This is a genomic window from Staphylococcus sp. HMSC034C12, assembly GCF_001835895.1.
GTDB lineage: Bacteria > Bacillota > Bacilli > Staphylococcales > Staphylococcaceae > Staphylococcus > Staphylococcus hominis.
Genome location: NZ_KV826352.1, coordinates 34857 through 61269 on the forward strand (window position 1 = coordinate 34857; position 26413 = coordinate 61269).

The 26413-nt window shown below is 31.1% G+C and carries 24 protein-coding genes; 19 read left to right on the plus strand and 5 right to left on the minus strand.

Annotated features, from left to right (window positions below; translation table 11 throughout):
- The first annotated feature begins 97 nt into the window (after positions 1 to 97).
- From HMPREF2629_RS09180 to HMPREF2629_RS09190, 3 genes are all read left to right on the plus strand, one after another.
- The gene (locus HMPREF2629_RS09180; RefSeq protein ID WP_017175737.1) at positions 98 to 373 is read left to right on the plus strand and encodes an Fpa/YlaN family protein; all 276 of its coding nucleotides are present in this window, start codon (positions 98 to 100) and stop codon (positions 371 to 373) included.
- A 244-nt stretch (positions 374 to 617) separates the two neighbouring features.
- Positions 618 to 1850: a cell division peptidoglycan polymerase FtsW gene (gene ftsW / locus HMPREF2629_RS09185; protein WP_017175736.1), complete on the plus strand. Its 1233-nt coding sequence runs from the start codon at positions 618 to 620 to the stop codon at positions 1848 to 1850.
- Positions 1851 to 2185: 335 nt separating this feature from the next.
- Positions 2186 to 5635, plus strand: coding sequence for a pyruvate carboxylase (locus tag HMPREF2629_RS09190; protein WP_017175735.1), 3450 nt, complete (start codon positions 2186 to 2188; stop codon positions 5633 to 5635).
- Between the two features lie 123 nt (positions 5636 to 5758).
- Here the strand turns inward: HMPREF2629_RS09190 and HMPREF2629_RS09195 are convergent, their stop codons facing one another.
- Entirely contained in the window at positions 5759 to 6679 is a 921-nt protein-coding gene (locus tag HMPREF2629_RS09195) for a COX15/CtaA family protein (protein ID WP_017175734.1), read from the minus strand.
- A gap of 238 nt (positions 6680 to 6917) precedes the next feature.
- On the opposite strand from HMPREF2629_RS09195, the gene cyoE reads away from it, so the two are divergent.
- The 4 genes from cyoE (at position 6918) to HMPREF2629_RS09215 (ending at position 10080) form a co-directional block, all read left to right on the plus strand.
- Positions 6918 to 7829, plus strand: a complete 912-nt coding sequence (gene cyoE, locus HMPREF2629_RS09200) for a heme o synthase (protein WP_017175733.1) — start codon at positions 6918 to 6920, stop codon at positions 7827 to 7829.
- A gap of 29 nt (positions 7830 to 7858) precedes the next feature.
- Entirely contained in the window at positions 7859 to 8320 is a 462-nt protein-coding gene (locus HMPREF2629_RS09205; protein ID WP_017175732.1) for a DUF420 domain-containing protein, read from the plus strand.
- A gap of 245 nt (positions 8321 to 8565) precedes the next feature.
- A complete protein-coding gene (locus tag HMPREF2629_RS09210; RefSeq protein WP_049382518.1) occupies positions 8566 to 9627 on the plus strand; it encodes a CAP-associated domain-containing protein in 1062 nt (353 codons plus the stop codon).
- An 18-nt stretch (positions 9628 to 9645) separates the two neighbouring features.
- On the plus strand, positions 9646 to 10080 hold the full coding sequence (locus HMPREF2629_RS09215) for a YlbF/YmcA family competence regulator (protein WP_049382517.1): 435 nt from the start codon (positions 9646 to 9648) through the stop codon (positions 10078 to 10080).
- Between the two features lie 167 nt (positions 10081 to 10247).
- On the opposite strand, the gene HMPREF2629_RS09220 is transcribed toward HMPREF2629_RS09215, so the two are convergent.
- Complete coding sequence (locus HMPREF2629_RS09220; RefSeq protein WP_017175729.1) at positions 10248 to 11183, minus strand: glycerophosphodiester phosphodiesterase family protein; 936 nt, start codon at positions 11181 to 11183, stop codon at positions 10248 to 10250.
- Positions 11184 to 11327: 144 nt separating this feature from the next.
- On the opposite strand from HMPREF2629_RS09220, the gene HMPREF2629_RS09225 reads away from it, so the two are divergent.
- Positions 11328 to 11579, plus strand: coding sequence for a DUF2129 domain-containing protein (locus HMPREF2629_RS09225; protein ID WP_017175728.1), 252 nt, complete (start codon positions 11328 to 11330; stop codon positions 11577 to 11579).
- 17 nt (positions 11580 to 11596) lie between these two features.
- Here the strand turns inward: HMPREF2629_RS09225 and HMPREF2629_RS09230 are convergent, their stop codons facing one another.
- Positions 11597 to 11986 (minus strand): DUF7147 family protein, encoded by a 390-nt coding sequence (locus HMPREF2629_RS09230; protein ID WP_019835748.1) that lies wholly within the window; start codon positions 11984 to 11986, stop codon positions 11597 to 11599.
- Positions 11987 to 12056: 70 nt separating this feature from the next.
- Here HMPREF2629_RS09230 and rsmD point away from each other — a divergent pair, with 70 nt between their 5' ends.
- Positions 12057 to 12608 (plus strand): 16S rRNA (guanine(966)-N(2))-methyltransferase RsmD, encoded by a 552-nt coding sequence (gene rsmD / locus HMPREF2629_RS09235; protein WP_002450015.1) that lies wholly within the window; start codon positions 12057 to 12059, stop codon positions 12606 to 12608.
- Positions 12601 to 13086 (plus strand): pantetheine-phosphate adenylyltransferase, encoded by a 486-nt coding sequence (coaD, locus tag HMPREF2629_RS09240; protein ID WP_017175726.1) that lies wholly within the window; start codon positions 12601 to 12603, stop codon positions 13084 to 13086. Before rsmD ends, coaD begins: the two co-directional genes overlap by 8 nt.
- A gap of 46 nt (positions 13087 to 13132) precedes the next feature.
- Here coaD and HMPREF2629_RS09245 read toward each other — a convergent pair whose 3' ends face one another.
- Positions 13133 to 14272, minus strand: a complete 1140-nt coding sequence (locus tag HMPREF2629_RS09245) for a nucleotidyltransferase (protein WP_019835747.1) — start codon at positions 14270 to 14272, stop codon at positions 13133 to 13135.
- A 126-nt stretch (positions 14273 to 14398) separates the two neighbouring features.
- Here HMPREF2629_RS09245 and HMPREF2629_RS09250 point away from each other — a divergent pair, with 126 nt between their 5' ends.
- From HMPREF2629_RS09250 to pheT, 5 genes are all read left to right on the plus strand, one after another.
- On the plus strand, positions 14399 to 14953 hold the full coding sequence (locus HMPREF2629_RS09250; RefSeq protein ID WP_017175724.1) for a YceD family protein: 555 nt from the start codon (positions 14399 to 14401) through the stop codon (positions 14951 to 14953).
- Positions 14954 to 15037: 84 nt separating this feature from the next.
- Positions 15038 to 15211 (plus strand): 50S ribosomal protein L32, encoded by a 174-nt coding sequence (rpmF, locus tag HMPREF2629_RS09255; protein ID WP_001830121.1) that lies wholly within the window; start codon positions 15038 to 15040, stop codon positions 15209 to 15211.
- 115 nt (positions 15212 to 15326) lie between these two features.
- The gene (locus HMPREF2629_RS09260) at positions 15327 to 16067 is read left to right on the plus strand and encodes a TrmH family RNA methyltransferase (RefSeq protein ID WP_017175723.1); all 741 of its coding nucleotides are present in this window, start codon (positions 15327 to 15329) and stop codon (positions 16065 to 16067) included.
- 351 nt (positions 16068 to 16418) lie between these two features.
- Positions 16419 to 17477, plus strand: coding sequence for a phenylalanine--tRNA ligase subunit alpha (gene pheS / locus HMPREF2629_RS09265; RefSeq protein ID WP_017175722.1), 1059 nt, complete (start codon positions 16419 to 16421; stop codon positions 17475 to 17477).
- Positions 17477 to 19879: a phenylalanine--tRNA ligase subunit beta gene (gene pheT, locus HMPREF2629_RS09270; protein ID WP_070813318.1), complete on the plus strand. Its 2403-nt coding sequence runs from the start codon at positions 17477 to 17479 to the stop codon at positions 19877 to 19879. The genes pheS and pheT overlap by 1 nt, the downstream gene beginning before the upstream one ends.
- Positions 19880 to 20317: 438 nt before the next feature.
- On the opposite strand, the gene rnhC is transcribed toward pheT, so the two are convergent.
- Positions 20318 to 21244 (minus strand): ribonuclease HIII, encoded by a 927-nt coding sequence (rnhC, locus tag HMPREF2629_RS09275; protein ID WP_017175720.1) that lies wholly within the window; start codon positions 21242 to 21244, stop codon positions 20318 to 20320.
- Between the two features lie 213 nt (positions 21245 to 21457).
- On the opposite strand from rnhC, the gene zapA reads away from it, so the two are divergent.
- The 4 genes from zapA (at position 21458) to HMPREF2629_RS09295 (ending at position 26393) form a co-directional block, all read left to right on the plus strand.
- Positions 21458 to 21724, plus strand: coding sequence for a cell division protein ZapA (gene zapA / locus HMPREF2629_RS09280; RefSeq protein WP_017175719.1), 267 nt, complete (start codon positions 21458 to 21460; stop codon positions 21722 to 21724).
- Positions 21725 to 22246, plus strand: a complete 522-nt coding sequence (locus HMPREF2629_RS09285; protein WP_017175718.1) for a CvpA family protein — start codon at positions 21725 to 21727, stop codon at positions 22244 to 22246.
- A 73-nt stretch (positions 22247 to 22319) separates the two neighbouring features.
- Complete coding sequence (gene polX / locus HMPREF2629_RS09290; RefSeq protein ID WP_049416187.1) at positions 22320 to 24032, plus strand: DNA polymerase/3'-5' exonuclease PolX; 1713 nt, start codon at positions 22320 to 22322, stop codon at positions 24030 to 24032.
- Between the two features lie 9 nt (positions 24033 to 24041).
- Positions 24042 to 26393: an endonuclease MutS2 gene (locus HMPREF2629_RS09295; RefSeq protein WP_049382515.1), complete on the plus strand. Its 2352-nt coding sequence runs from the start codon at positions 24042 to 24044 to the stop codon at positions 26391 to 26393.
- Positions 26394 to 26413: the final 20 nt, after the last annotated feature.

The window sequence follows — 26413 nt, forward strand, 5'->3', positions numbered from 1 at the left end:
TATTTAAAATGAAGGGTTTATTGAATAAACTTGCTTTTTAAAAGGTAGTAGGATAAACTTCTGATATGAAGATATTTAATGATAGGGGGAGAATGTGATGCCGAAGCAAATGAACATAAATAGTGCAGCTTATGAGCAATTAAATCAAGATGCTGACCGAATCTTGCATTTAATTAAGGTTCAAATGGATAATTTAACTATGCCATCTTGCCCACTATATGAAGAGGTTCTCGACACACAAATGTTTGGTTTACAAAAAGAAGTAGACTTTGCTGTGAAACTTGGTTTAGTTGATAAAGAAGACGGTAAAAATTTAATGCTTCGTTTAGAAAAAGAATTATCTAAATTGCATGAAGCATTCACAAACGTATAACTCTAAGTCTAATGCTTTGAATATGAAAGTGTTATAATGAGCAAGAATTAATAGATGTAATAATTTATGATAGTGACTGAAATGTTATGTAAATAATATTTTCAGTCCTTTTATTTTATTTTTTACGTTTATGTTTGTTAATTAATAATTACAAAGTATATAATAGTTTAGACAGAATTTAATTTGATAAATCGTTTTAATGAGCATATATAGTTTAAATTTTTAGAATTGGATGATCTTTTTTATGAATAATTTAAAAAATATATTTCGATACATAGGTAGAACCTCTAAGTTTATCGATTATCCATTATTAATTTCATATGTTATTTTGTGTTTTATAGGTTTAGTGATGGTTTATAGTGCCAGTATGGTGGCAGCTACTAAAGGAACGTTAACAGGTGGCGTTGAGGTTTCAGGTACATATTTTTATAACAGACAATTAATTTATGTTATCATGAGTTTCATTATTGTTTTTTTTATTTCATTTATGATGAATATAAAAGTCTTTAAACAATCAAAAGTTCAACAGTGGATTATGATTATCATCTTTGTCCTTTTATTTTTAACATTATTGGTAGGTAAAAATATTAATGGTTCAAAAAGTTGGCTTGACTTAGGATTTATGAATTTACAAGCTTCAGAGTTGCTAAAAATTGCTTTAATTCTTTATATTTCTTATGTATTAAGTAAAAAATTACCGCAGTTAAGAGGTAATTTAAGAATTATCAAAGGGCCAATTATTTTAATTATCCTTTGTTTAGGTTTAGTACTTTTACAAGGAGATATTGGACAAACATTATTAACATTAATTATTATATTAGCAATGTTTTTATTCGTAGGTATAGGTGCTAAGAAAATAGTAAAAGGACCTATTTTATATATTATTCTTGGATTTATTCTTATTGCTGGGTTCTTTATTTTCACTGGAATGATGCCAGAATATTTAAAGGCACGTTTTAGTACAATTTACGATCCTTTTAGTTCTTCTTCTGGAACTGGGTATCATTTATCCAATTCATTAATGGCAATCGGAAATGGAGGATTATTTGGTCGAGGATTAGGTAATGGAATCATGAAACTTGGCTATCTTCCAGAAGCGCATACAGATTTTATTTTCGCAGTAATTTGTGAAGAATTAGGACTGATTGGTGCCTTATTAGTAATAGGATTATTATTTTTTATTGTATTCCGTGCATTTATATTAGCCACTAAAACATCTTCATATTTTTATAAATTAATATGTGTTGGTGTAGCGAGTTATATTGGTAGTCAAACGTTCGTAAATTTAGGAGGTATATCAGCTACGATTCCTCTTACAGGGGTTCCTCTTCCATTTATAAGTTTTGGTGGTTCATCAATGATCAGCTTAAGTATTGCTATGGGATTATTATTGTTAGTAGCAAGACAAATTAAAGTTGAAGAAAAAAGAGCAATAAAAAATAAAAAAACAAAAGTGGATATTCCTAGACAATATTAAAATCATTTAATGATAGATGTAAATATGTAACTAACATTATTAAGAGTGGAAGCAAGAATTAAAAAATTTGCTTCCACTCTTTTTACATTTATGTGACAAGTTAAAGGATTACTAGTCTACAGTAGCGTCTTCAAACTATAAATGATAATATAAAGTTATTAAGTATAATAATTATTAATGATTACATTTTAAAATAGTGATTAAGCTAACCTATTTACTATATTTTCATTTTATAAATTGTATGTAAAAAAGTATTAGCTTTCTCATGTATTTTAAGATAAAATTTTATTATCTAATTAGTTAGAATATTCAAAATATAAAGGGGTGTTTCTTCTTTGAATCATATAAAAAAATTATTAGTAGCCAATCGTGGTGAAATTGCAATTAGAATTTTTAGAGCAGCAACGGAATTAAATATTCAAACAGTAGCAATTTATTCAAACGAAGACAAAAATTCATTACATAGATATAAAGCCGATGAATCATATTTAGTGGGAAAAGATTTAGGACCAGCCGAAAGTTATTTAAATATTGAACGTATTATTGAAGTAGCAAAACGTGCGAATGTAGATGCAATACATCCTGGTTATGGCTTTTTAAGTGAAAATGAAGAATTTGCAAGACGTTGTAATGAAGAGGGCATAACATTTATTGGTCCTCACCTAGACCATTTAGATATGTTTGGTGATAAAGTAAAAGCAAGAACAACTGCAATTAAAGCAAATTTACCAGTTATACCAGGAACAGATGGACCAATTGAAAATTTTGATGCAGCAAAGGCATTTGCTAAAGAAGCAGGATTCCCACTGATGATTAAAGCCACAAGTGGTGGTGGTGGAAAAGGTATGCGTATTGTTCGCGAAGAAAGTGAATTAGAAGATGCGTTTCATCGTGCGAAATCTGAAGCACAAAAATCATTTGGTAATAGTGAAGTATATATCGAAAGATACATCGATAATCCCAAACATATTGAAGTTCAAGTTATTGGCGATGAATATGGTAATATTGTTCATCTATATGAGCGTGATTGTTCTGTACAACGTCGTCATCAAAAGGTAGTTGAGGTAGCACCATCTGTAGGCTTACCTGATGAATTAAGAGAACGTATTTGTCAGTCTGCATTACAATTAATGAAAAATATCAAATATGTTAACGCTGGAACAGTGGAATTTTTAGTATCTGGCGATGAATTCTTTTTCATTGAAGTCAATCCACGTGTTCAGGTAGAGCATACGATTACAGAAATGATTACAGGAATTGATATCGTTAAAACTCAAATTTTAGTAGCAGATGGAGCAAGTCTATTTGACAAACGTATCGCTTTACCTCCTCAAGAAGAAATCCAAACACTTGGTTATGCTATTCAATGTCGTATCACTACCGAAGATCCTACAAATGATTTTATGCCAGATTCTGGTACGATTATTGCTTATCGTTCAAGTGGTGGTTTTGGTGTACGTTTAGATGCAGGAGATGGTTTCCAAGGCGCTGAAATTTCGCCTTACTATGACTCACTATTAGTGAAATTATCTACTCATGCCATTACTTTTAAACAAGCTGAAGAAAAAATGGAACGCTCTTTACGAGAAATGCGTATTCGTGGTGTAAAAACAAATATTCCGTTTTTAGTTAACGTTATGCGTAATGAAAAATTCCGAAGTGGAGATTATACAACAAAATTTATTGAAGAAACACCGGAATTATTCGATATTGCACCTACATTAGACCGTGGTACTAAAACATTAGAATACATTGGGAATGTAACCATTAACGGTTTTCCGAATGTCGAAAAACGTACGAAGCCAGACTATGAGTCAACTTCGATTCCGCAAGTTTCAAAAAAGAAAATTCAACATCTATATGGTACAAAACAATTACTAGATGAAAAAGGCCCTAGTGGAGTTGCAGATTGGGTTAAAGCACAAGATGATGTTTTAATTACTGACACGACATTCCGTGATGCGCATCAATCTTTACTTGCTACGCGTGTACGTACAAAAGATATGTTAAATATAGCTTCTAAAACTGCTGAAGTATTTAAAGATAGTTTTTCTTTAGAAATGTGGGGAGGCGCTACTTTTGATGTGGCATACAACTTCTTAAAAGAAAATCCTTGGGAGCGTTTAGAAAAACTTAGAAAAGCGATTCCAAATGTATTATTCCAAATGTTATTAAGAGCTTCAAATGCTGTGGGTTATAAGAATTATCCTGATAATGTAATTCAAAAATTTGTAGATGAAAGTGCTAAAGCAGGTGTAGATGTTTTCCGTATTTTCGACTCATTAAACTGGGTAGATCAAATGAAAGTGGCAAATGAAGCGGTACAAAAAGCAGGTAAAATTTCAGAGGGTACTATTTGTTACACAGGGGATATTTTAAACTCAGAACGTTCAAATGTGTTCACTTTAGATTACTATGTTAAATTAGCTAAGGAATTAGAACGTGAAGGTTTCCATATTTTAGCAATTAAAGATATGGCTGGCTTATTAAAACCTAGAGCAGCATATGAACTGGTTGGAGAATTAAAAGCTGCAGTTAATTTACCAATACATTTACATACACATGATACAAGTGGAAATGGTTTATTAACCTACAAACAAGCCATCGATGCTGGTGTAGATATTATCGATACAGCTATTGCATCGATGAGTGGCTTAACAAGTCAACCAAGTGTGAACTCCTTATATTATGCATTAGATGGGTTTAAACGAAATATGCGTACAGATATTCAAGGTTTAGAAGAATTAAGTCACTATTGGAGTACTGTTCGCCCATACTACGTTGACTTTGAAAGTGATATTAAGTCACCTAATACAGAAATTTATCAACATGAAATGCCAGGTGGTCAATATTCTAATTTAAGTCAACAAGCTAAAAGTTTAGGTCTTGGTGAACGTTTTAATGAAGTCAAAGATATGTATCGTCGTGTTAATTTCTTGTTTGGAGATATTGTTAAAGTGACACCATCTTCAAAAGTGGTAGGAGATATGGCGTTATATATGGTACAAAATGATTTAGATGAACAATCTATTATTGAACAAGGTTATAAATTAGATTTTCCTGAATCAGTAGTGTCATACTTTAAAGGTGAGATTGGTCAACCAGTAAATGGCTTTAATAAACAATTGCAGGATATTATTTTAAAAGGTCAACAACCGCTAACTGAACGTCCAGGAGAATATTTAAAACCAGTAGATTTTGATGAAATACGAGAACAATTACAAGATAAAAATTATGGTGAAGTGACTGAGCAAGATATTATAAGTTATGTACTTTATCCAAAAGTATTTGATCAATTTATTCAAACTAGACAACAATATGGTAACTTATCATTACTTGATACACCGACATTCTTCTTTGGTATGCGTAACGGTGAGACTGTAGAAATTGAAATTGAAAACGGAAAACGTTTAATTATTAAACTTGAAACAATTAGTGAAGCAGATGAAAAGGGTAATCGAACAATTTATTACGTGATGAATGGTCAAGCTCGTCGTATTACGATTAAAGATGAAAACATAAAAACAAATGCGAATGTAAAACCTAAAGCAGATAAAACAAATCCAAATCATATAGGAGCTCAAATGCCAGGAAGTGTGACTGAAGTTAAAGTTTCAGTAGGTGATGAGGTTAAAGTAAATCAACCACTATTAATCACTGAAGCCATGAAAATGGAAACAACAATTCAAGCTCCATTTAATGGAGTGATTAAAAAAGTTACTGTTGGAAATGGTGATGCTATTGCAACGGGAGATTTATTAATCGAAATTGAAAAATCTGAGTAGGTATTAAAAAGTTTAAAAGCATAAGATAGAAAGTTAAATGACATTCTATCTTATGCTTTTTTGCATAAAAAACACGTTAGAGATTCCATGTTTTACAATAACTCTAACATGTCTTTTAAAACTTTATTTGATTTTTGATTTTTCACTTCTAATTGAACGAAGCATGAGTAAAATAAAGTAAGCGATTAAGCCAAAAAGTATAGTAATACAAAGTGCGTGTAGCAATGCAATAATTAAATTAACATGTGTGATTACAGACAATGCACCCGTAATCACTTGTAAAATAATTAAAATAAATGCAGCAGTATAGCCATATCTAATTGTACGGTTTTCAGAATAATTTTTGATGGCATGAATAAATGTAATCATAATCCAACAAAAAGTGATAAATGCCATACCGCGATGTGCAAATTGTACCCAATCTTGCTCAGTATGGGGTACTAAATTATTAAACGGCAATGGCCAGCTTCCATATGCTAAACTTGCTTTAGCGTGGCGAACCAAAGCACCAGTGTAAATAGTGACATAAACAACGCCCGTCATAATCCAAGTAAGATTGCGCAATGGTTTTTTTATAAATAATTCATCAGCCTCATATTTTTTATCCACTTCAAAAATAATAAGCATTAATACGAACACAGAAGAAAAACTAATTAATGAAATTCCAAAATGTAAGGCTAAAACGTAAGAATTTTGTTGCCAAATAACAGCTGCTGCGCCAATTAAGGCTTGAATTAATAGGAAAGCGACACTAATAATTGCTAAAGGTTTAACCTCTTTTATGTATCCTATATTTTTCCAAGCTGTGATGGCCAACCATAACACAACAATTAATGATAAACCTGATACAGCTCGGTGACTCAATTCAATGATTGTAGCAATTGGCAAATTCTGAGGTAATAAAGCGCCGTGACATAAAGGCCATGAAGCACCACAGCCATCTTCAGAGCCCGTCTTAGTTACTAAGGCGCCCCCAAGTTGTACCAATGCCATAATAATTGTTGCTACGATTGATAACCATTTAAGGTTTCGTTTGTTAAACAAGTTTAAACACCCCATCATTAATTTAAAATATTTTGTAATATGATATCCATTTATGCTCTGATTTTAATATAAAAGATATAATTATAAATATTACAACTATTATACTACAATAATTAAAGACAAAAAATTAGTGAGACAGGAAGTCGTTAAAGTGTCACAATTTAAATAGATATTACCTAGCCTTTTATAAGTAATTATTATATCATAGTACTATATGAAAATTTTAAGGAGGGGAACCATGAGTAAAGAACACACTTTATCACAGCCGTCAAGTAGAGTGTCTTTTAAAGAACTACAACAAATTATTAAAATGGGCTTGGTACAGGGTAACCTAATTCCTGCTTTTGCAGGCGCTTGGTTAGCTATTGTAATGACAAATCATTCCTTCCTATCGTCAATACCTCAAATCCTATTAATGTTGATAGGTTCGACATTAATTATGGGTGGTGCTTGTGCATTAAATAATTATTATGATCAAGATATCGATAAAATTATGCCAAGTAAACAAAGTAGACCAACAGTAAACGATAGAATTTCAGATAAACATTTATTAATGTTAAGTTTTGGTATGATGTTAGTAGGAGAAGCATGTTTATTCTTATTAAATGTGCCATCAGGTGTTTTAGGACTTTTTGGTATAGTAGGATATGTATCATATTATTCAATCTGGTCTAAAAGACATACGACTTGGAACACAGTAGTAGGAAGTTTTCCAGGTGCTGTGCCACCTTTAATTGGATGGACAGCTATTGATGGACAAATAAGTCTTGTAGCTTTTGCTTTATTTTTAGTTGTCTTTTGTTGGCAGCCTATTCATTTCTATGCTTTAGCTATTAAACGTAGTGATGAATATTCATTAGCAAATATTCCTATGTTACCTTCAGTAAAAGGCTTTAAACGTACAAGAGTAAGTATGTTTATTTGGTTAGTATTTTTATTACCATTACCGTTCTTATTATCTAGTTTAGGCACTACGTTCGTTGTATTAGCAACTTTATTAAATCTTGGATGGATTTTTATAGGTTTAACAACATTTAAGAAAAATACTGATCAAACTAAGTGGGCAACAAAAATGTTTATCTATTCACTAAATTATTTAGTAGTATTCTTTGCATTAGTTGTTGTCATCTCTTTAATAAAAATGATTTAAAATATCTAAGTTAAATAAGGATGGAACATATGAGTTTACCAATTCTACCAACTATTAGTACAAGCTGTATCGTAATTAGTGCTATTTTAGTAGCAATAGGATGGTGGCAAATTGCTCATCGTCATGTTAATACTCACAAAAAAGTTATGTTATGGGCAGCATTTTTCGCATTAACGTTTTTTATAATTTACGCAACTCGAACGATATTTATAGGTAATACAGATTTTGGTGGTCCAGATTCTGTTAGAACATATTATAAGATATTCTTAATCTTCCACATTAATCTTGCTACGATTGGTGGCGTATTAGGATTAGTTCAAATTATTACTGCATTTAAAGATAAATTTAAATGGCATAGAAGAATCGGACCTGTCGCTTCAATTATATGGTTCTTTACTGGTATTACAGGTGTGGCAGTATACTTATTACTATATGTAATTTATCCAGGTGGAGAAACTACATCGGTGATTAAAGCCACACTAGGTTTATAACAATATTGAATATTTTAAAGAATAGCCTGGGACATAATGAGTGTCTCAGGTATTTTTAATATTTTGGCAGTCGATGATCAAATTGTTTAGTATAAATTATGTTTTAATATTAATTGTTTATTTTATTTGTAAATAGGTATAATGTAGTTTAATTAATAAATTTGGAGTTTAGAAAAAAAGAATGGCTTGATTGTTAAAATAGTTATTTTGTACAATATATATAATTCTAAAGAGGTGGGGGAGCAATGACTAAGTTAGTAATCAAAGTTTTAGGAGTCGTATTTTTAATTACATTTTTAATTTATTTATTTTACTCACCAAGATTAAAATTTGATGTTCTTGAAAATCCTAATAACAACAATAAAATAAGTCATTCAAATCAAGTATCACATTCCGTGAAAAAACAGACTGAAAATCCTGCTCCCAAAAATGGGATAGGTACTTGGATAGGTAAAGATATTAATTATCTTACAAATAAATATGGACAAGCAAATCGTACATATCCTGTTAAAGGCGGATATACTGATTATATATTTAAGAGAAAACAACAATATTATATTGTTACTACAAAACATGATGAAATTAAATCTGTTTATGCTACTGGAGAAAAAGCTCAAACCGGATCATTAAAAATCAATGAAAATGCTTCACATATATTTGAAAAAACTAGTATTAATCCTGACCCCTCTTTTAAAGTGAATGGAAAACAATATAATTTTGAGTTATCAGATGAAGATATTAAAACTCAAACTCTAATTAAATATGGTAATATTTATGCTCAAGTTTATGTGGATCAACAATCAAATCGAATTATGGGTATTCGATATCTAGATAAAGAACTATTAGCATTTATAAAACCTTATCAATTAACAGATGAAGAAGATATTTCAGATGATAAATTTAATAATGACAGAAATAATAAAGATTCATTACCATATGAACAAAGCCCAAATCAATTGATAACCCTCTATGAAATTACTAATCAAATGAGAGATTTAAAACATATTCCACCATTGAAAGTAAATTCAGACATTTCACATATTGCTTCAGCAAATTTATATGAAGCAACTGGTACAGAAGATGTTGAATTTACAGAAGAAGCCCTTAAGAGCCAACTTGGTAACGAAAACATTGACTTTATAGCTACAAGTCAAAATGTGGGCTATGATTTTGATGACGTGCCTACATTAATTCATAGTTGGATGAATTCGGATATACACCGTTCAAGAATGTTAAATAAAAAGTATAATGAAATGGGTGGAGAAGTAATGAGAAATTATTATTCACTTATTTTTGTACAAAAATAAGTTGTGAGGTGACCGATAATGTATACAGAGGAAACATTATCAATTTTAGATGAAATTGAAGATTTATCAGACATGATTGTACAATCAAAAGTGTATTTTAATTATAGAGAAGCTCAAAAAACACTTAAACAAGATGATGAAGCACATTTACTGTATCAAGCTTTTTTAAAATCAAAAGAACGTTATGATGAAGTGATGCGCTTTGGTAGATATCACCCAGATTATCAAAATGTAATGTTAGATACACGTCGACGTAAGCGAGCTTATGAAATGTTGCCTAATGTAATGGATTACAAATCTAAGGAAGTACAATTACAAAATTTAATAGATGAAGTGTTGACTACAATCGCATTATCTGTGTCAGAAAATGTAAAGATTGAAGTGGGTAATCCATTTTTTAAAACGGATTCTAAAGGCTGCGCCTCAGGAGGTACATGTAATTGTCGTTTATAATTAAAAATAAAATCTAGTAAATCAGAGGTTGAGTTGCAAAATGAGATGTCAGCATATTTTTACTTTAATTATTGAAGATTAATATATTAAAAGAATCTGAGACAACTATGATGTATGTCCCAGATTCTTTTATGTATATATTTTAATTTTATATAGAATGAGTGTATTTAATTTGAGGTATGTTGTTTTAGTAGTGATTTAAATTGTTTACCTAAATCAGGACGGTCAGTAACAATGGTGTGGACACCTTTTTGATACAAATCATACATTAAGTCAACACTATTGATGCCATAATAACCTGGCACAATATTTAATAAGTTAAGCCATTGAATAAAATGAGTTGATGATAATGGGATACCTTTGAATTTTATAGGCATTTGAAATGTGTCAGCTTGAGGATGATAATGATAACCTAGTCCTAAAATAAACTTAATCACACCTTCAGTCACTTCATGTTGACTTGCACCAGTAGCTATTTCTCCATTGCTTATTGCTCTAAAACGTTCATTTTGTTTTTTATGGAAACTTGTTACAAGTACACGTTTCTCAGCATGATGATGCTTTATAATATCATACATTTTTTTAGGCGCAATAGCTCCTTCATAACTACTTGGAGTATCTTTTAAATCTACATTGATATATTTGCTAGGATACATTTCTAAAAGTTCATCGAAAGTTAAAATTTTAGCTTGTTGATGACCTCTATAAATATGGCGACCATTGATATCAGTAAAATGAAATCCTGCATCTAATTTTTTTAATTCTTTTAATGTGTAATCACATACTTTTCCTGAACCATTAGTAGTACGGTCGACTGTAGCATCGTGAAAAACAATCAATTCTTCATCTTTAGTTAGTCTCACATCTGTTTCAAAGCCATCTAAACCATAATCAACAGCATTATCGAAAGCTAATTGTGTTTGTTCTGGTCGAACTGACATTCCACCTCTATGTGCAAAAATATAAGGTGCTGGTCCATTAAAAAAGTAAGGTATGTCTTTAAGCATTTTAGGCTTTTGATTTCTTTTTAAAAGTAATAAACTGCTTAGTATACCCATACTAGTGATACCCAAATTAAAAAAATTCTTCTTAATGTGTTTCAAGGTATAACCTCCTAAAGTTCATTTAAAATTAATAATTAAAGAAATATTTTTCGAAAGTTAAGTGTTGAGATATTGAATGTATTTTATAAAATTATTAGTCATGGTATAGTAATTATGCATAATAAATGGAGTGAGTGAAATAATATGGAATTGATTCCAAGAGTTAGCTTAATTATTTACTTAAAGCATATTAAACATGAAAGACAGATACGTAAATATGGACATATCGTTTATACTAATAAACCTCGAAAGTATGTAGTAATGTATGTTAATGAACATGAAGTAGACGATATTCTCCAGAAATTAATGAAATTAAAATATGTTTTACATATTGATGGATCCCCTTATAAAAACTTGAAAAAAACATATGATAAAGAAAAGCATGAAAAGCTTTAAGATGTATTTAAACATTGTTATTGCATCGGTGGGATCCAATTTTGTAAACGAAGTACGCTAATTAAATATTTAAAATATAAATCATTCGTATGAAATGCATTTGGCGGTTGAACATCAATGCCGACAATAGGAATATCATACGATTGAGCTTGTTCATTAATCATCTCAAATTTTTTATTACTATTTGGGTAAGGATATTTTAAAGCGTTTAACATCATATATATGGCTTGAAATTGTTTACCGGTCGTAGGATTCATAATAATTGCGACTGATGATAATTGTTTGTCTGACTGTGGTGTATGGAAATAGACAACCTTGTCTATTCTTGCATGATTATATTCAATAAGAGTAAGAAATTCGAATAAATCTGTAAGTCCTTCTCCTAAAATAATAAATGATTGTTTCATAAATATTTAATTCTCCTTTTTCAAAATAAATTATAGTAAATAAATGAATGAAATGGAAGTGTAAGTCAAAATGAGAGTCATTGCTGGAAAACATAAAAGTAAACCACTAGAGAGTTTAGAAGGACGTAATACACGTCCAACAATGGATAAAGTTAAAGAAGGTATTTTTAACAGTTTACATGAAGTATACGGCTTAGGTTTAGACTTATTTGCTGGTAGTGGTGCTTTAGGAATTGAAGCACTTTCTAGAGGTATGGATAAAGTTATATTTGTAGACCAAAACTTTAAAGCAGTTAAAGTGATCCAAGCTAACTTGAAACAATTAAATTTAGAGGAACAATCTGAAGTATATAAAAATAATGCAGATAGAGCGTTAAAGGCTATCAATAAAAGAGACATTCAATTTGATTTCATTTTTTTAGACCCTCCTTATAATAAAGGGCTAATAGATAAGGCTCTAGATCAAATTTCTAAGTTTAATTTATTAAAAGAACATGGTATTATCATTTGTGAGTTTAGTAATCAAGAAAAAATCAATACATATGATTTTGAAGTAATTAAGCAATATCATTACGGTTTAACAGATACTTTGTTATTAAAAAAAGGAGAACACAATGACTAAGACAAAAGCAGTCATTCCAGGTAGTTTTGATCCTATTACTTATGGGCATTTAGATATTATAGAAAGAAGTTCTGATCGATTTGATGAACTTCATGTATGTATATTAAAAAATAGTAGTAAAGCAGGTACATTTTCTATTGAAGAACGTATGGAATTAATACGTGAATCTGTAAAACATTTGCCAAATGTGAAAGTACATAATTTTAATGGATTACTTGTCGATTTTTGTGATAAAATAGGCGCTAAAACAATTATTCGTGGCTTAAGAGCAGTGAGTGATTTTGAATATGAATTACGTTTAACTTCAATGAATAAAAAATTAAATAGTAATGTAGAAACAATGTATATGATGACAAGTACAAACTATTCATTTATCAGTTCAAGTGTTGTGAAAGAAGTGGCTCAATATAAGGCAGATATTTCAGATTTCGTACCTAGGCATGTTGAAAGAGCATTAAAAGAAAAATTTGAAGATTAAAAAATTAGCGTATAGAACAGAAATGAAATGTTCCATACGCTTTAATTCAATTATTTAATCTAATTACAGGGGTATTAAAATCATTTTTCTGTTGACCTGATAATAAGTTATAAATATCGGTAGATTTAATTTCATTTTTAAAAAAATGAGCAGATGTTTTATTAATATTAGTGATGAATTGACGCTCTGGAAATTTGGTTTTTAATTGTTTGAGATAACTTTGTCCGCGACGATTCATTCCTAAAATTCTTACAGCTGAAATGGATTGAATAGAATCTTCTTTTTTTACATTTAAAAGAATTTGCATAAGTATGCGTTGTAAATGAGTATAGGTAAAGCGTTTTGTCTTCAGTAAAGACATAAAGGATTCAAAAGAAGTGGCTTGATTGATATATTTTTTTAATCGATGTTCTAGTCCTTCAGATATAGTGTATATATGAGCCATTTCATGAATTGAATGACTTAAGATATGATATTTAATCAAGCTAAATGTATCCTCTTTAGTTAAATGAGGTGTTGTATACAGTGATTGAATTGAAGAGGGAACAACTGTAGTCCACTGAGTTTCTTGAGTGATTAACGACTGCCTAATTGCAGAACCACTTGCAAAGGATGATGTTTCAATTGTCGCATCATGATGATGAGCATGCACACGTTGGATAGCAAGTCCTTTCATGTGAGGTGCAAATTGTTGTATAGCTTTTAAGTAAGTGATTGCTAAAATATTATTAGGCATTTTCAGTAAAGTATTATCGCTAATTAAATCATTTATAATTTTTGCATAATTACTACCTTCTTTTACTTTTTGATTAAAAGTTGAACTATGTTCTAAATTGATTATTTCATTTGCAACGTTTTTAAGGCGAGTTATATCAGGTGTTTCACTTCCAAAAGCAATAGTATTAACATCTAGATAACGAGCAACTTGAACAGCTATTTGTGCAAAATAATCACTTGAAGAAAGACTAGCGATAAGGGGTAACTCAACAACTAAATCGACATTGGAAAGTGCCATTTGTGTACGTAGGAATTTGTTATAAATAGCAGGTTCACCTCTCATAACGAAATTACCACTCATGATTGCAATAGAGATCTCTGCATCGGACTGTACTTTAGCTTGTTGCGCATGATAAGCATGACCGTTATGAAATGGATTATACTCTGTAATCAATCCAACACTTTTCATTTGCAATTCGTCCTTTCAGTATTCATTATTAGTATTGTAACAGATAATAAGATGTTAAGAAAAAATCTTGACAACTTATAATAGTAAAGTTAAAATAAATTTTGTGTTTGTTAGAGGTGAAGCCATATGAAATGGTCAATAACGCAATTGAGAAAATATCAAGGTAAACCTTTTGAATTCAATGAAAAGGCGAACTTTGACGATTTAATAGAACCTTTAGGTCTGATTGATTTATCAGAGATGAATATCGAAGGTGAATTAACCATAAAATCAAATGAAGTGATAGCAGATATGCATGTTACTGGTACGTATACTATGCCTTGTGCTCGTACATTAGTGCCTGTAGATGTGCCACTTGATGTCAGAACTTCCGAAATATTTGATTTAGAAGGTTATAATAGTTATACCGATGAAGAAGTAGATGAAGATGAACATTATCATCTTGCTACAGATGGTATGATTAATATCCGAGATATTGCTAAAGAATTGGTTATTATTGAGAAGCCAATGCGTGCATTTTCTGAGAATAGTGATCAAATGCTTACAGAAGGTAACGGTTGGGAAGTTATTGATGAAGAACAAGCGCTTGAGCTTGAGCACTCTAAAGATAACGACGATTCCCAAACACGCCAAGTTGATCCTAGGCTTCAAAAATTACAACAGTTATATGATAAAGAGTAATAGCAGGTTAATTTAATTTATAGTATAATAATTAAATGACCGAATACTTGAGATTATGTGTTTTAATATTAAGGAGGATATATCATGGCAGTACCAAAAAGAAGAACGTCTAAAACTAGAAAAAATAAACGTCGTACTCATTTCAAAATTTCAGTACCTGGTATGACTGAATGCCCAAACTGTGGCGAGTACAAATTATCTCACCGCGTATGTAAAAACTGTGGTTCTTACAATGGTGAAGAAGTCGTTTCTAAATAATTTATATCTATTTAAAAAAGGTGGAATACGAATTCATTATGAATTCTATCCCACTCTTTTTTTATATTATCTCAATTTATATCATTGCTATCAAAAATAATTTGGAGAGACTATTATGGAACAAATTACTTCAACACAAAATAATAAAATTAAATTAGCAAATAAACTTAAAAAGAAAAAAGAACGCGATAAAACAGGATTAGCTCTCATCGAAGGCATACATTTAATTGATGAAGCATTTAAAAGTAATATGATGATTAAACAATTATTTGTAATTGAGCCAGAAAGAACAGATTCTAGACTTTTAGAGTATGCAAAAGAAGCTTACGAAATTAATATGAAAGTGGCTGAATCATTATCAGGGACTATTACACCGCAAGGTTTTTTTGCAGTCATTGAAAAACCTAAACATGATATCTCAAAAGCGAAACAAGTGTTATTACTTGATCGTATACAAGATCCTGGTAACTTAGGCACGTTAATTCGTACAGCAGATGCTGCGGGTATAGATATGATTGTAATGGAAAAAGGTACAGCAGACGCATACCAAGATAAAGTAATGAGAGCCAGTCAAGGAAGTGTATTTCATATTCCTATTGTCACAACAGAATTAAATAAATTTATTGAACAATTTGATGGCCCAGTATATGGTACAGCCTTAGAAAATGCTGTGTCCTATAAAAACATCGAATCGCAAGACACATTTGCCTTATTACTTGGTAATGAAGGAGAAGGTGTTAATAAAGAATTATTAGCACATACCTCGCAGAATCTTATTATACCTATATACGGCAAAGCGGAAAGTTTAAACGTGGCGATTGCTGGAAGTATTTTGCTTTATCATTTGAAAGGTTGACCTTTTGATTTAAAATCGACTATACTTAATTGTATACAAAATTAAAATAATATGTTTATTAAAGATAAATATAAACCGATAAAAAGACGTAAACTAAATGATTAATTGCACAGGGAAAGTAAGCGTGACTGAAACTTACTTCAATTTACATTAGTTTTTTTCACCTTTTTGGTTACTTAAAGAAATTTAAGTCGGAGTGCATCTTCGTTAACAATGCTAACAAGTGTATGCTTAGGCATAAATTTGGGTGGTACCACGGAAGGCTTTCGTCCCAGTTATTTAGGGATGAAAGTCTTTTTTTAATTTAATAAAGTAAATTTTATGATAAATAGAAAGTATGAGGTGTAAGTCATGACTCAAAATGATTCAATGACAGAATTAAGACAACAAGCTTTAGTAGATATTAACGAAGCGCAAGATGAACGTGCTTTACAAGATGTCAAAGTAAAGTATCTAGGAAAAAAAGGCTCTGTAAGTGGTTTAATGAAAAATATGAAAGATTTACCAAATGAAGAAAAGCCAGCTTATGGACAAAAAGTAAATGAGTTAAGACAAGCAATTCAAAATGAACTTGAAGAAAAACAAGAATTATTAAAAAATGAAAAGTTAAACCAACAACTTGCTGAGGAAACAATTGATGTTACATTACCTAGTCGCCAAATTAATATTGGCTCAAAACATCCATTAACTAGAACGGTTGAAGAAATTGAAGATTTATTCCTAGGATTAGGATATGAAATTGTTGATGGATACGAAGTAGAACAAGATTATTATAATTTTGAAGCTTTAAACCTTCCTAAATCACATCCAGCCCGAGATATGCAAGATAGTTTTTATATTACAGATGAGATTTTAATGCGTACGCACACGTCTCCAGTGCAAGCACGTACAATGGAAAAACGTCACGGTCAAGGACCAGTAAAAATTATTTGTCCTGGGAAAGTGTATCGACGAGATTCAGATGATGCTACACATAGTCATCAATTTACACAAATTGAAGGTTTAGTAGTAGATAAACATATCAAAATGAGTGATTTGAAAGGAACGTTAGAGTTAGTAGCTAAAAAATTATTTGGTGCTGATCGTGAAATTCGATTACGACCAAGTTATTTCCCATTCACAGAGCCATCAGTGGAAGTAGACGTCTCTTGTTTCAAATGTAAAGGTAAAGGATGTAATGTATGTAAACATACTGGATGGATTGAAATCTTAGGTGCAGGTATGGTACATCCTAATGTTCTAGAAATGGCCGGTTTTGATTCAAATGAATATTCTGGCTTTGCATTCGGTATGGGGCCAGATCGTATAGCAATGTTAAAATACGGAATCGAAGACATTCGTCATTTCTATACAAATGATGTGAGATTCCTTAATCAATTTAAAGCTGTAGAAGATAGAGGTGAAGCATAATGTTGATTTCAAATGAATGGTTAAAAGATTACGTAGATGCTGGTGTACCTTCTAAAGACTTAGCTGAGCGTATTACACGTACGGGTATTGAAGTAGCAGATATTATAGATTACTCAAAAGATATTAAAAATGTAGTAGTAGGATATGTAACATCTAAAGAAAAACATCCAGATGCAGATAAATTGAATATCTGTCAAGTTGATATAGGTGAAGAAGAACTTGTTCAAATTGTTTGTGGGGCACCTAATGTTGATGAAAATCAATATGTGATTGTGGCTAAAGTAGGTGGACGTTTACCTGGAGGTATTAAAATAAAACGTGCCAAATTACGCGGAGAACGTTCGGAAGGTATGATTTGTTCCTTACAAGAAATTGGTGTCTCAAGTAATGTTGTACCAAAAGACTATGAAAATGGAATTTTCGTATTTCCTAGTGAAGTGACACCGGGAACTGATGCATTAGACGCATTATATCTTAATGATCAAATTATGGAATTTGATTTAACACCTAACCGTGCAGACGCTTTAAGTATGGTGGGAACTGCATATGAAGTTGCAGCATTATATCAAACTGAAATGACTAAACCAAACACAACGCTTAACGAAACTGAAACTTCAGCAACAGATGAGTTATCAGTGACTGTTGATAATCCTGAAAAAGTTCCTTATTACAGTGCAAGAGTTGTTAAAAATGTGAGAATTGCACCATCACCTATCTGGATGCAAGCACGTTTAATTAAAGCTGGTATCCGTCCAATTAATAATGTAGTTGATATTTCTAACTATGTATTACTTGAATATGGTCAACCACTTCATATGTTTGATCAAGACCATATGGGTTCTAAAGATATCGTTGTACGTCAAGCGAATGAAAATGAAACAATGACAACATTAGACGATACTGAAAGAACGCTTATTGATACAGATATCGTTATCACAAATGGTAAAGAACCTATTGCATTAGCTGGTGTTATGGGTGGAGATTTTTCAGAAGTGACTGATCAAACAATGAATGTCGTAGTAGAAGGTGCGATTTTTGACCCTGTATCTATCCGTCACACATCACGTCGTTTGAATTTACGTAGTGAGTCTTCAAGTCGTTTTGAAAAAGGTATTGCAACAGAATTTGTTAATGAAGCAGTCGATAGAGCTTGTTATTTACTTGAACATTATGCTTCTGGTGAAGTATTAAAAGATAGAGTGGCACAAGGAGATTTAGGTTCACTTGTTACGCCAATTGATATTACTGCGGAAAAAGTAAATCAAACAATTGGTTTTAATTTATCAAATGATGAGATTAAAGCTATTTTCGAACAATTAGGATTTAAAACGATTCAAAATGCCGATACTTTAACAGTATATGTACCTTCACGTCGTAAAGATATTTCAATTAAGGAAGATTTAATTGAAGAAATAGCAAGAATATACGGATATGATAATATTCCTTCAACTTTACCAGTGTTTGATGATGTAACTAGTGGAAAATTGACAGATCGTCAATATAAAACGCGTACGGTAAAAGAAACACTCGAAGGTGCAGGATTAAATCAAGCCATCACATATTCACTTGTGTCTAAAGACCATGCCAAAGATTTTGCATTACAAGAACGTCCTACAATTAGTCTACTTATGCCAATGAGTGAAGCGCATTCTACATTACGTCAAAGCTTATTACCACATTTAATCGAAGCAACAACTTATAACGTAGCACGTAAAAATAAAAATGTAAGATTATATGAAATTGGACGTGTGTTCTTTGGTAACGGCAAAGATGAATTACCGGATGAAATCGAATATTTAAGTGGTATTCTAACTGGAGAATATGTAGTTAATACTTGGCAAGGTAAAAAAGAAGAGATTGATTTCTTTATTGCTAAAGGTGTAGTCGATCGAATTGCTGAAAAATTAAATTTAGGTTTCACTTATAAAGCTGGCGAAATAAAAGGCCTTCATCCAGGTAGAACTGCGATTGTTTCATTAGAAGGTAAAGAGATAGGATTTGTAGGAGAATTACATCCTCAATTAGCAGCTGAAAATGATCTTAAACGCACATATGTATTTGAATTAGACTATGATGCAATGATGCAAGTAGCTGTAGGTTACATTAATTATGAACCAATTCCAAAATTCCCTGGTGTGTCAAGAGATATCGCTATGGAAGTAAAACGTGACATGCCTTCATCAGAATTATTAGACATTATTCATGAGAATGGTGAAGACATTCTAAAAAATACACTTGTATTTGATGTGTATGAAGGTGAACACTTGGAAGAAGGTAAAAAATCAGTAGCCATTCGTTTAAATTATTTAGATACTGAAAATACACTTACAGATGAACGTGTTTCTAAAGTGCATGATAAAATTTTAGAAGCATTAAAAGCTAAAGGCGCTACAATTCGATAATAAATTAAAGAAGAGATTGGGATATACATCCTAAAAAAATAGCCAGTAAATGAGTTTATTATAAAGTCATTTACTGGTTTCATTATTTACAATACTTTGTATAGTTGGTTCGCTTTATTAGGGAATAAATTTAGTCTGTAGTCTTTAGCGTATCCTATTTTATCAAGAGTCGCGCTAAAATGCTTTTTTTATGTAATTTTACATTGAAATACTTTTAAAAAATAAGGTCCTTTCGTATAATTTAATAAACTTCATTAAATTAACGAGGTACCTTATGTATAAAGATTCTAACATGACTCAACTTACTTGACCGATAGAAACTTCAGCACTTGTTCCCGCAAACGATGTGTCACGATATGTAAATAAAAGTGTTGAAACAATTCTCGATACTGAATTTGATGAATTTAGACATCATCGTATAGCATTCTAAAATGTTCTTTATTGATACTTTTTATTAACCAACGTCCATGCTTTATCACGATTTTTAAAATGTTTTTTTGAAATAGAATCTAACTTACTAATATTATATTTTTCAATAATTTGAGCAGCGATTAAATCTACTTTATGACTCGCGCCTTTTGGAATATCAAAATGCATCATTTTTGATATTGAATCCATGTGCTTAATAAAAGCATAGCGAGAAATGATACTTGCTGCTGCAATAGCAAGGGATTTAGATTCTCCCTTTGTTTCAAATTTTGTTTGATTTGGAAAAGGTAAGTCGCTTAGAGCATAACGCTTGTAGACGTTACGTTCTGCAAATTGGTCAATGACAATGTAGTCTAATGCTTTAGTATCTATCTTGTTAGTTACATTTTTTATCGCTTCATTATGAAGGACTGCTTTCATTTTTACTTGAGACCAACCTAGTGCTTGTCTTTCATTATATTTAGTATTGTTTAATGTAAGTAATGAATGAGGAATAAAGGTAATCAGTTGTTCTGCAAGTTCTATAATTTTAGTGTCTGTTAATTTTTTCGAATCATCTACGCCTAGCGTTCTTAAAATATCTATATGCTCTTTAGATACAAAAGCAGCACAAACCGTTAATGGACCAAAATAATCGCCACTTCCCGCTTCATCACTACCAATACAGTTATAATCATTATATGTTATATTATGTAAATCATCTGCCTTTGAAGATTTTGAATTAGTTACAGAATCAGTAGTACAAAATTGACGCGCTATATGTTCAGCATGTTTTCCTTGAAACATAACTTTACCAGAATTGTAAATACTAATGACAGTGTCATGATATTTGGTTCTTGCTTTCATTCCATTAGGTAAATTGGATGTACTAAAGTTAATTTGGTTCAAAAGTTGCTCAATATCTTGATTAGTTAATTTATGTACTACATTTCCCATAAAATGTTTAAACCTCTCTTTTAAAATTCTAATAGATATACTTTAACATAATGAAGATAAAAACGTAGGTTTAGTGGTATAAATAAATAGTATTTTAAATCTATAATTACAAATAAGAGACGCTCATGTATAATAATAATAATCTACTTATTCACTCAACAAAACATTAGTCAAAGAAATTTAAAATATTATCAAAAGTCAGGAGTTAATACAATGGGAGAATTTAAAAATCGTATTAATGTATCGATCAATGATCAAAATTTTACGATTATCGGTGACGATGATCCTGAACACATACGTTATGTAGCACATTTAGTAGATGAACAGCTAAGATTATTAGGACGTAAATCAGCAGGATTAGATACAACAAGAAAAGCAATTTTAACTGCAGTGAATATCATGGACGAAAAAGTGAAATTGGAAGAAGAAAACGAAATATTAAAACAAATGATTTATGAATTAAAACAACAGGATAGCTAAATGACTATAGATTTAGTAATGATACTTATTATTTTGATGTATATGATAATTGGTTTTAGAAGAGGCCTTTGGCTGAATAGTCTTCATTTGTCGTCTACGCTTGTCTCACTATTCATTGCGCATCGTTTTTACCAATATATATCAAAACAAATGATTGTTTTTGTTCCATTTCCTAAAACAGTTGCTTTTGATACGCACTTCGCATTTCAATATCATGATGTACAACAACGTTTTGATACTATTGTGGCATTTTTATGTATTGCTTTTATAAGTAAGTTGCTTTTATATCTTATTATTGTAACTTTTGATAATATAGTGTCATATCATAATATTCATGTTACAAGTCGAATATTGGGAAGCTTATTAGGTAGTATTGCCAGTGTGATTGTACTGCAACTTGTTTTATATTTAGTATCTTTATATCCTAATGAATGGATTCAAGAAAGTTTAAAACACGGTTATTTAAGCCATATTATTCTATTTAAGATGCCGTTTTTATCATCTTATATACTAAATTTATAAATAAAAAAAGATAAAAGGTCAGGACTAGGTGATGGATATAAACCTCCTGGTCTCTTTTTATGGAGTGAATGTAATGACAAAGAAAGATGTAATTCAACTACTAGAAAAAATTGCTATATATATGGAATTGAATGGAGAAAATACGTTTAAAGTATCTGCTTATCGTAAAGCAGCACAAAGTCTTGAAATAGATGAACGTTCTTTAGATGAAATAAAAGATGTTACTGAATTAAAAGGAATTGGAAAAGGGGTAGGAGAGGTCATTAGCGAATATCGAGAAACAGGTACCTCATCAACTTTAAAAGAATTGCAACGTTTAGTTCCTGAAGGATTAATTCCTTTAATGAAAATTCAAGGTTTAGGTAGTAAAAAAATTGCAAAGTTGTATAAAGAGTTAAATATTACAGATAAAGAACATCTTCAAGAAGCTTGTGAAGCGGGAAAAGTTAGTGAACTAAGTGGATTTGCTAAAAAAACGGAACAAAACATACTTGAAGCAGTAAAAGCACTAGGAGCTAAAAAAGATCATTATCCTATTGATTTGATGCGACATTTAAATAAAGATATTATGACTTATCTAGAACAATTAGAAGAAGTTGAGCATTATTCTGAAGCAGGTAGTTTCCGTCGTTATAAAGAAGTAAGTAAAGATTTAGACTATATTATTAGTACACGACACCTTCTTCATGTACAACAACACCTTTTAAATATTCCAAATAAAGTGAAAGAAGTCGCAGTTGGAGAAACGAAAGTGTCACTTGAATTGGAATATGATGATGAAACGATTGGTGTAGATTTTAGACTTGTTGAACCAGAAGCCTTTTATCATACCTTACAGCACTTTACAGGTTCCAAAGATCATAACATTCGCATTAGACAACTTGCTAAAGCACAAAATGAAAAAGTGAGTGAGTATGGTATCGAACAACAAGATGGAACGTTACTCCAATTCCAAAGTGAAGATGAAATTTACCAACACTTCGGTAGACATTGGATTGCTCCAGCAATGCGTGAAGATGGCAGTGAGTTTGATCGTGATTTAAATTCAATCATTACATTAGATGATATTAAAGGTGATCTTCATATGCATACAACGTATAGTGACGGCGCTTTTTCTATACGAGAGATGATTGAAGCAAACATTAAAAAAGGCTATGAATACATGGTCATTACGGATCATTCAAAGAGTTTAAAAGTTGCGCATGGATTACAAGTTGAACGATTATTACGTCAAAATGAAGAAATAAAAAATTTGAATGAAGAATACACAGAAATAGATATTTACTCAGGTACAGAGATGGATATTTTACCTGATGGATCATTAGATTATGAGGATGATATACTATCGCAACTTGACTATGTTATTGCAACTATTCATCAAAGTTTCAATCAATCTGAAGAAGAGATTATGCAACGCCTAGAACATGCATGTCGTAATCCTTATGTTAGACATATTGCACATCCAACTGGTCGTATTATTGAGCGACGTGAAGGGTATCAACCTAATATAGAACAGTTGATGCAACTTGCAGAAGAAACACAAACGGTAATGGAAATTAATGCTAATCCAAAACGATTAGATTTAAATGCTGCCACTGTAAAAAAATATCCAAATATTAAATTAACAATTAATACAGATGCTCATCATGTGGATCATCTTGATTTTATGAAATATGGCGTAGCTACTGCGCAAAAAGGATTTGTAAATAAAGATAGAGTGATTAATACAATGACGCGTGACGCTTTTAAAAACTTTATTAATAATAATATTAAATTACAGAAATAGAGGGATTGTATGAGACAAAAAACATTAGACGTCTTAGAGTTTGATAAAATCAAATCATTTGTAGCTTCTGAAACGATAAGTGATTTAGGACGTGAAAAAGTGTCTAAAATGTCTCCAGCAACTGATTTTGAAACTGTAGAATTTCAAATGAATGAGACAGATGAAATATCACAAATTTATAATAAACATCGTTTACCTAGTTTAAGTGGTTTATCAAAAGTATCACCATTAATTCACCGTGCTAAAATTGGTGGAGTGCTTAATGTTACCGAATTAAATGTAATTAAGCGGTTGATACAAGTACAAAATCAATTTAAAACATTTTATAATCAACTGCTTGAAGAAGATGAAGGCGTCGTAAAGTATCCAATTTTAAATGAAAGAATGAATCAACTACCTGTACTTACTGATTTATATCAAGAAATAAATGAAAAATGTGATGCTTACGATTTATATGATAATGCAAGTTATGAATTGCAAGGTATTCGAAGCAAAATATCAAGTACGACTCAACGCATTAGACAAAATTTAGATCGTATTGTTAAAAGTCAAGCTAATCAAAAGAAACTTTCAGATGCCATTATTACAGTGCGAAATGATCGCAATGTGATACCGGTAAAAGCAGAATATCGACAAGATTTTAAAGGGATTGTGCATGATCAATCAGCTTCTGGACAAACCCTTTATATTGAACCATCTTCTATTGTTGAAATGAATAATCAAATTAGTCGATTAAGAAATGATGAAGCAGTAGAACGTGAACGTATATTAACAGAATTAACAGGTTTCGTAGCTGCTGATGATGATAATTGTTTAGTGGCAGAGTCGGTTATGGGTCAAATTGATTTCTTAACGGCTAAAGCGCGCTATGCACGATCAATTAAAGGGACAAAACCTACTTTTTATAAGGAAAGAACGGTTTATTTACCTAATGCTTATCATCCTTTATTGAATAAAGATACAGTCGTAGCAAATACAATTGAATTTATTGATGATATTGAAACGGTTATTATTACGGGACCTAACACAGGTGGTAAAACTGTCACTTTAAAAACGTTAGGACTTATCATTGTGATGGCTCAATCCGGGTTACTCATTCCTACATTAGATGGTAGTCAATTGAGTGTATTTGAAAACGTATATTGTGATATAGGTGATGAACAATCGATTGAACAATCGCTATCTACGTTTTCATCACATATGAAAAATATTGTAGAAATTTTGAAAGAAACGGATAAAAATAGTCTTGTTTTATTTGATGAATTAGGTGCTGGAACCGATCCGAGTGAAGGTGCAGCTTTAGCTATGAGTATTCTCGATCATGTGAGGGAGATTGGTTCACTAGTTATGGCAACGACACATTATCCAGAGCTTAAAGCTTATAGTTATAATCGTGAAGGCGTTATGAATGCAAGTGTTGAGTTTGATGTGAATACATTAAGTCCGACTTACAAATTATTAATGGGTGTTCCTGGACGTTCCAATGCCTTTGATATTTCTAAAAAATTAGGTTTAGGATTAAACATCATTAATAAGGCTAAAACAATGATTGGTACAGACGAACAAGAAATTAATTCAATGATAGAATCATTAGAGAAAAACTCTAAACGTGTGGATGAACAACGTATTGAGCTTGAAAAATTATTGAGAGAAGCACGAACGACGCATGATGATTTGGAACGTCAGTATCAACAATATAAAAATTATGAACAAAAATTAATGGATGAAGCTAAAGATAAAGCAAATCAGCGCATTAAATCAGCTACAAAAAAAGCAGATGACATTCTAAAAGATTTAAGAGAAATGCGAGATAAAAAAGGGGCCGACGTTAAAGAACATGAATTAATAGATAAGAAAAAACATTTAGAAGATCAATATGAAGCTAAATCCTTAAAACAAAATGTAAAAAAACAAAAATGGGATGATATTCATGCTGGCGATGAAGTTAAAGTATTATCTTATGGCCAAAAAGGCGAAGTATTAGAATTAAGCGGAGAAAATGAAGCTGTAGTTCAAATGGGTATTATCAAAATGAAGTTACCTATTGAAGATTTAGAAAAAACGAAAAAGAAAAAAGAAAAACCAACGAAAATGGTGACACGCCAAAATCGTCAAACTATTAAAACAGAATTAGACTTAAGAGGCTATCGTTATGAAGAAGCGGTTGGAGCTTTAGATCAATATATTGACCAAGCTGTATTAAGTAACTATGAACAGGTTTATATTATTCATGGTAAAGGTACAGGTGCACTTCAAAAAGCAGTTCAAAATCATTTAAAAAAACATAAAAGTGTTCAATCTTTTCGTGGTGGACTGCCAAGTGAAGGCGGATTTGGTGTTACAGTAGCAGAACTTAAATAATATAAAACTAGAATGTTGAT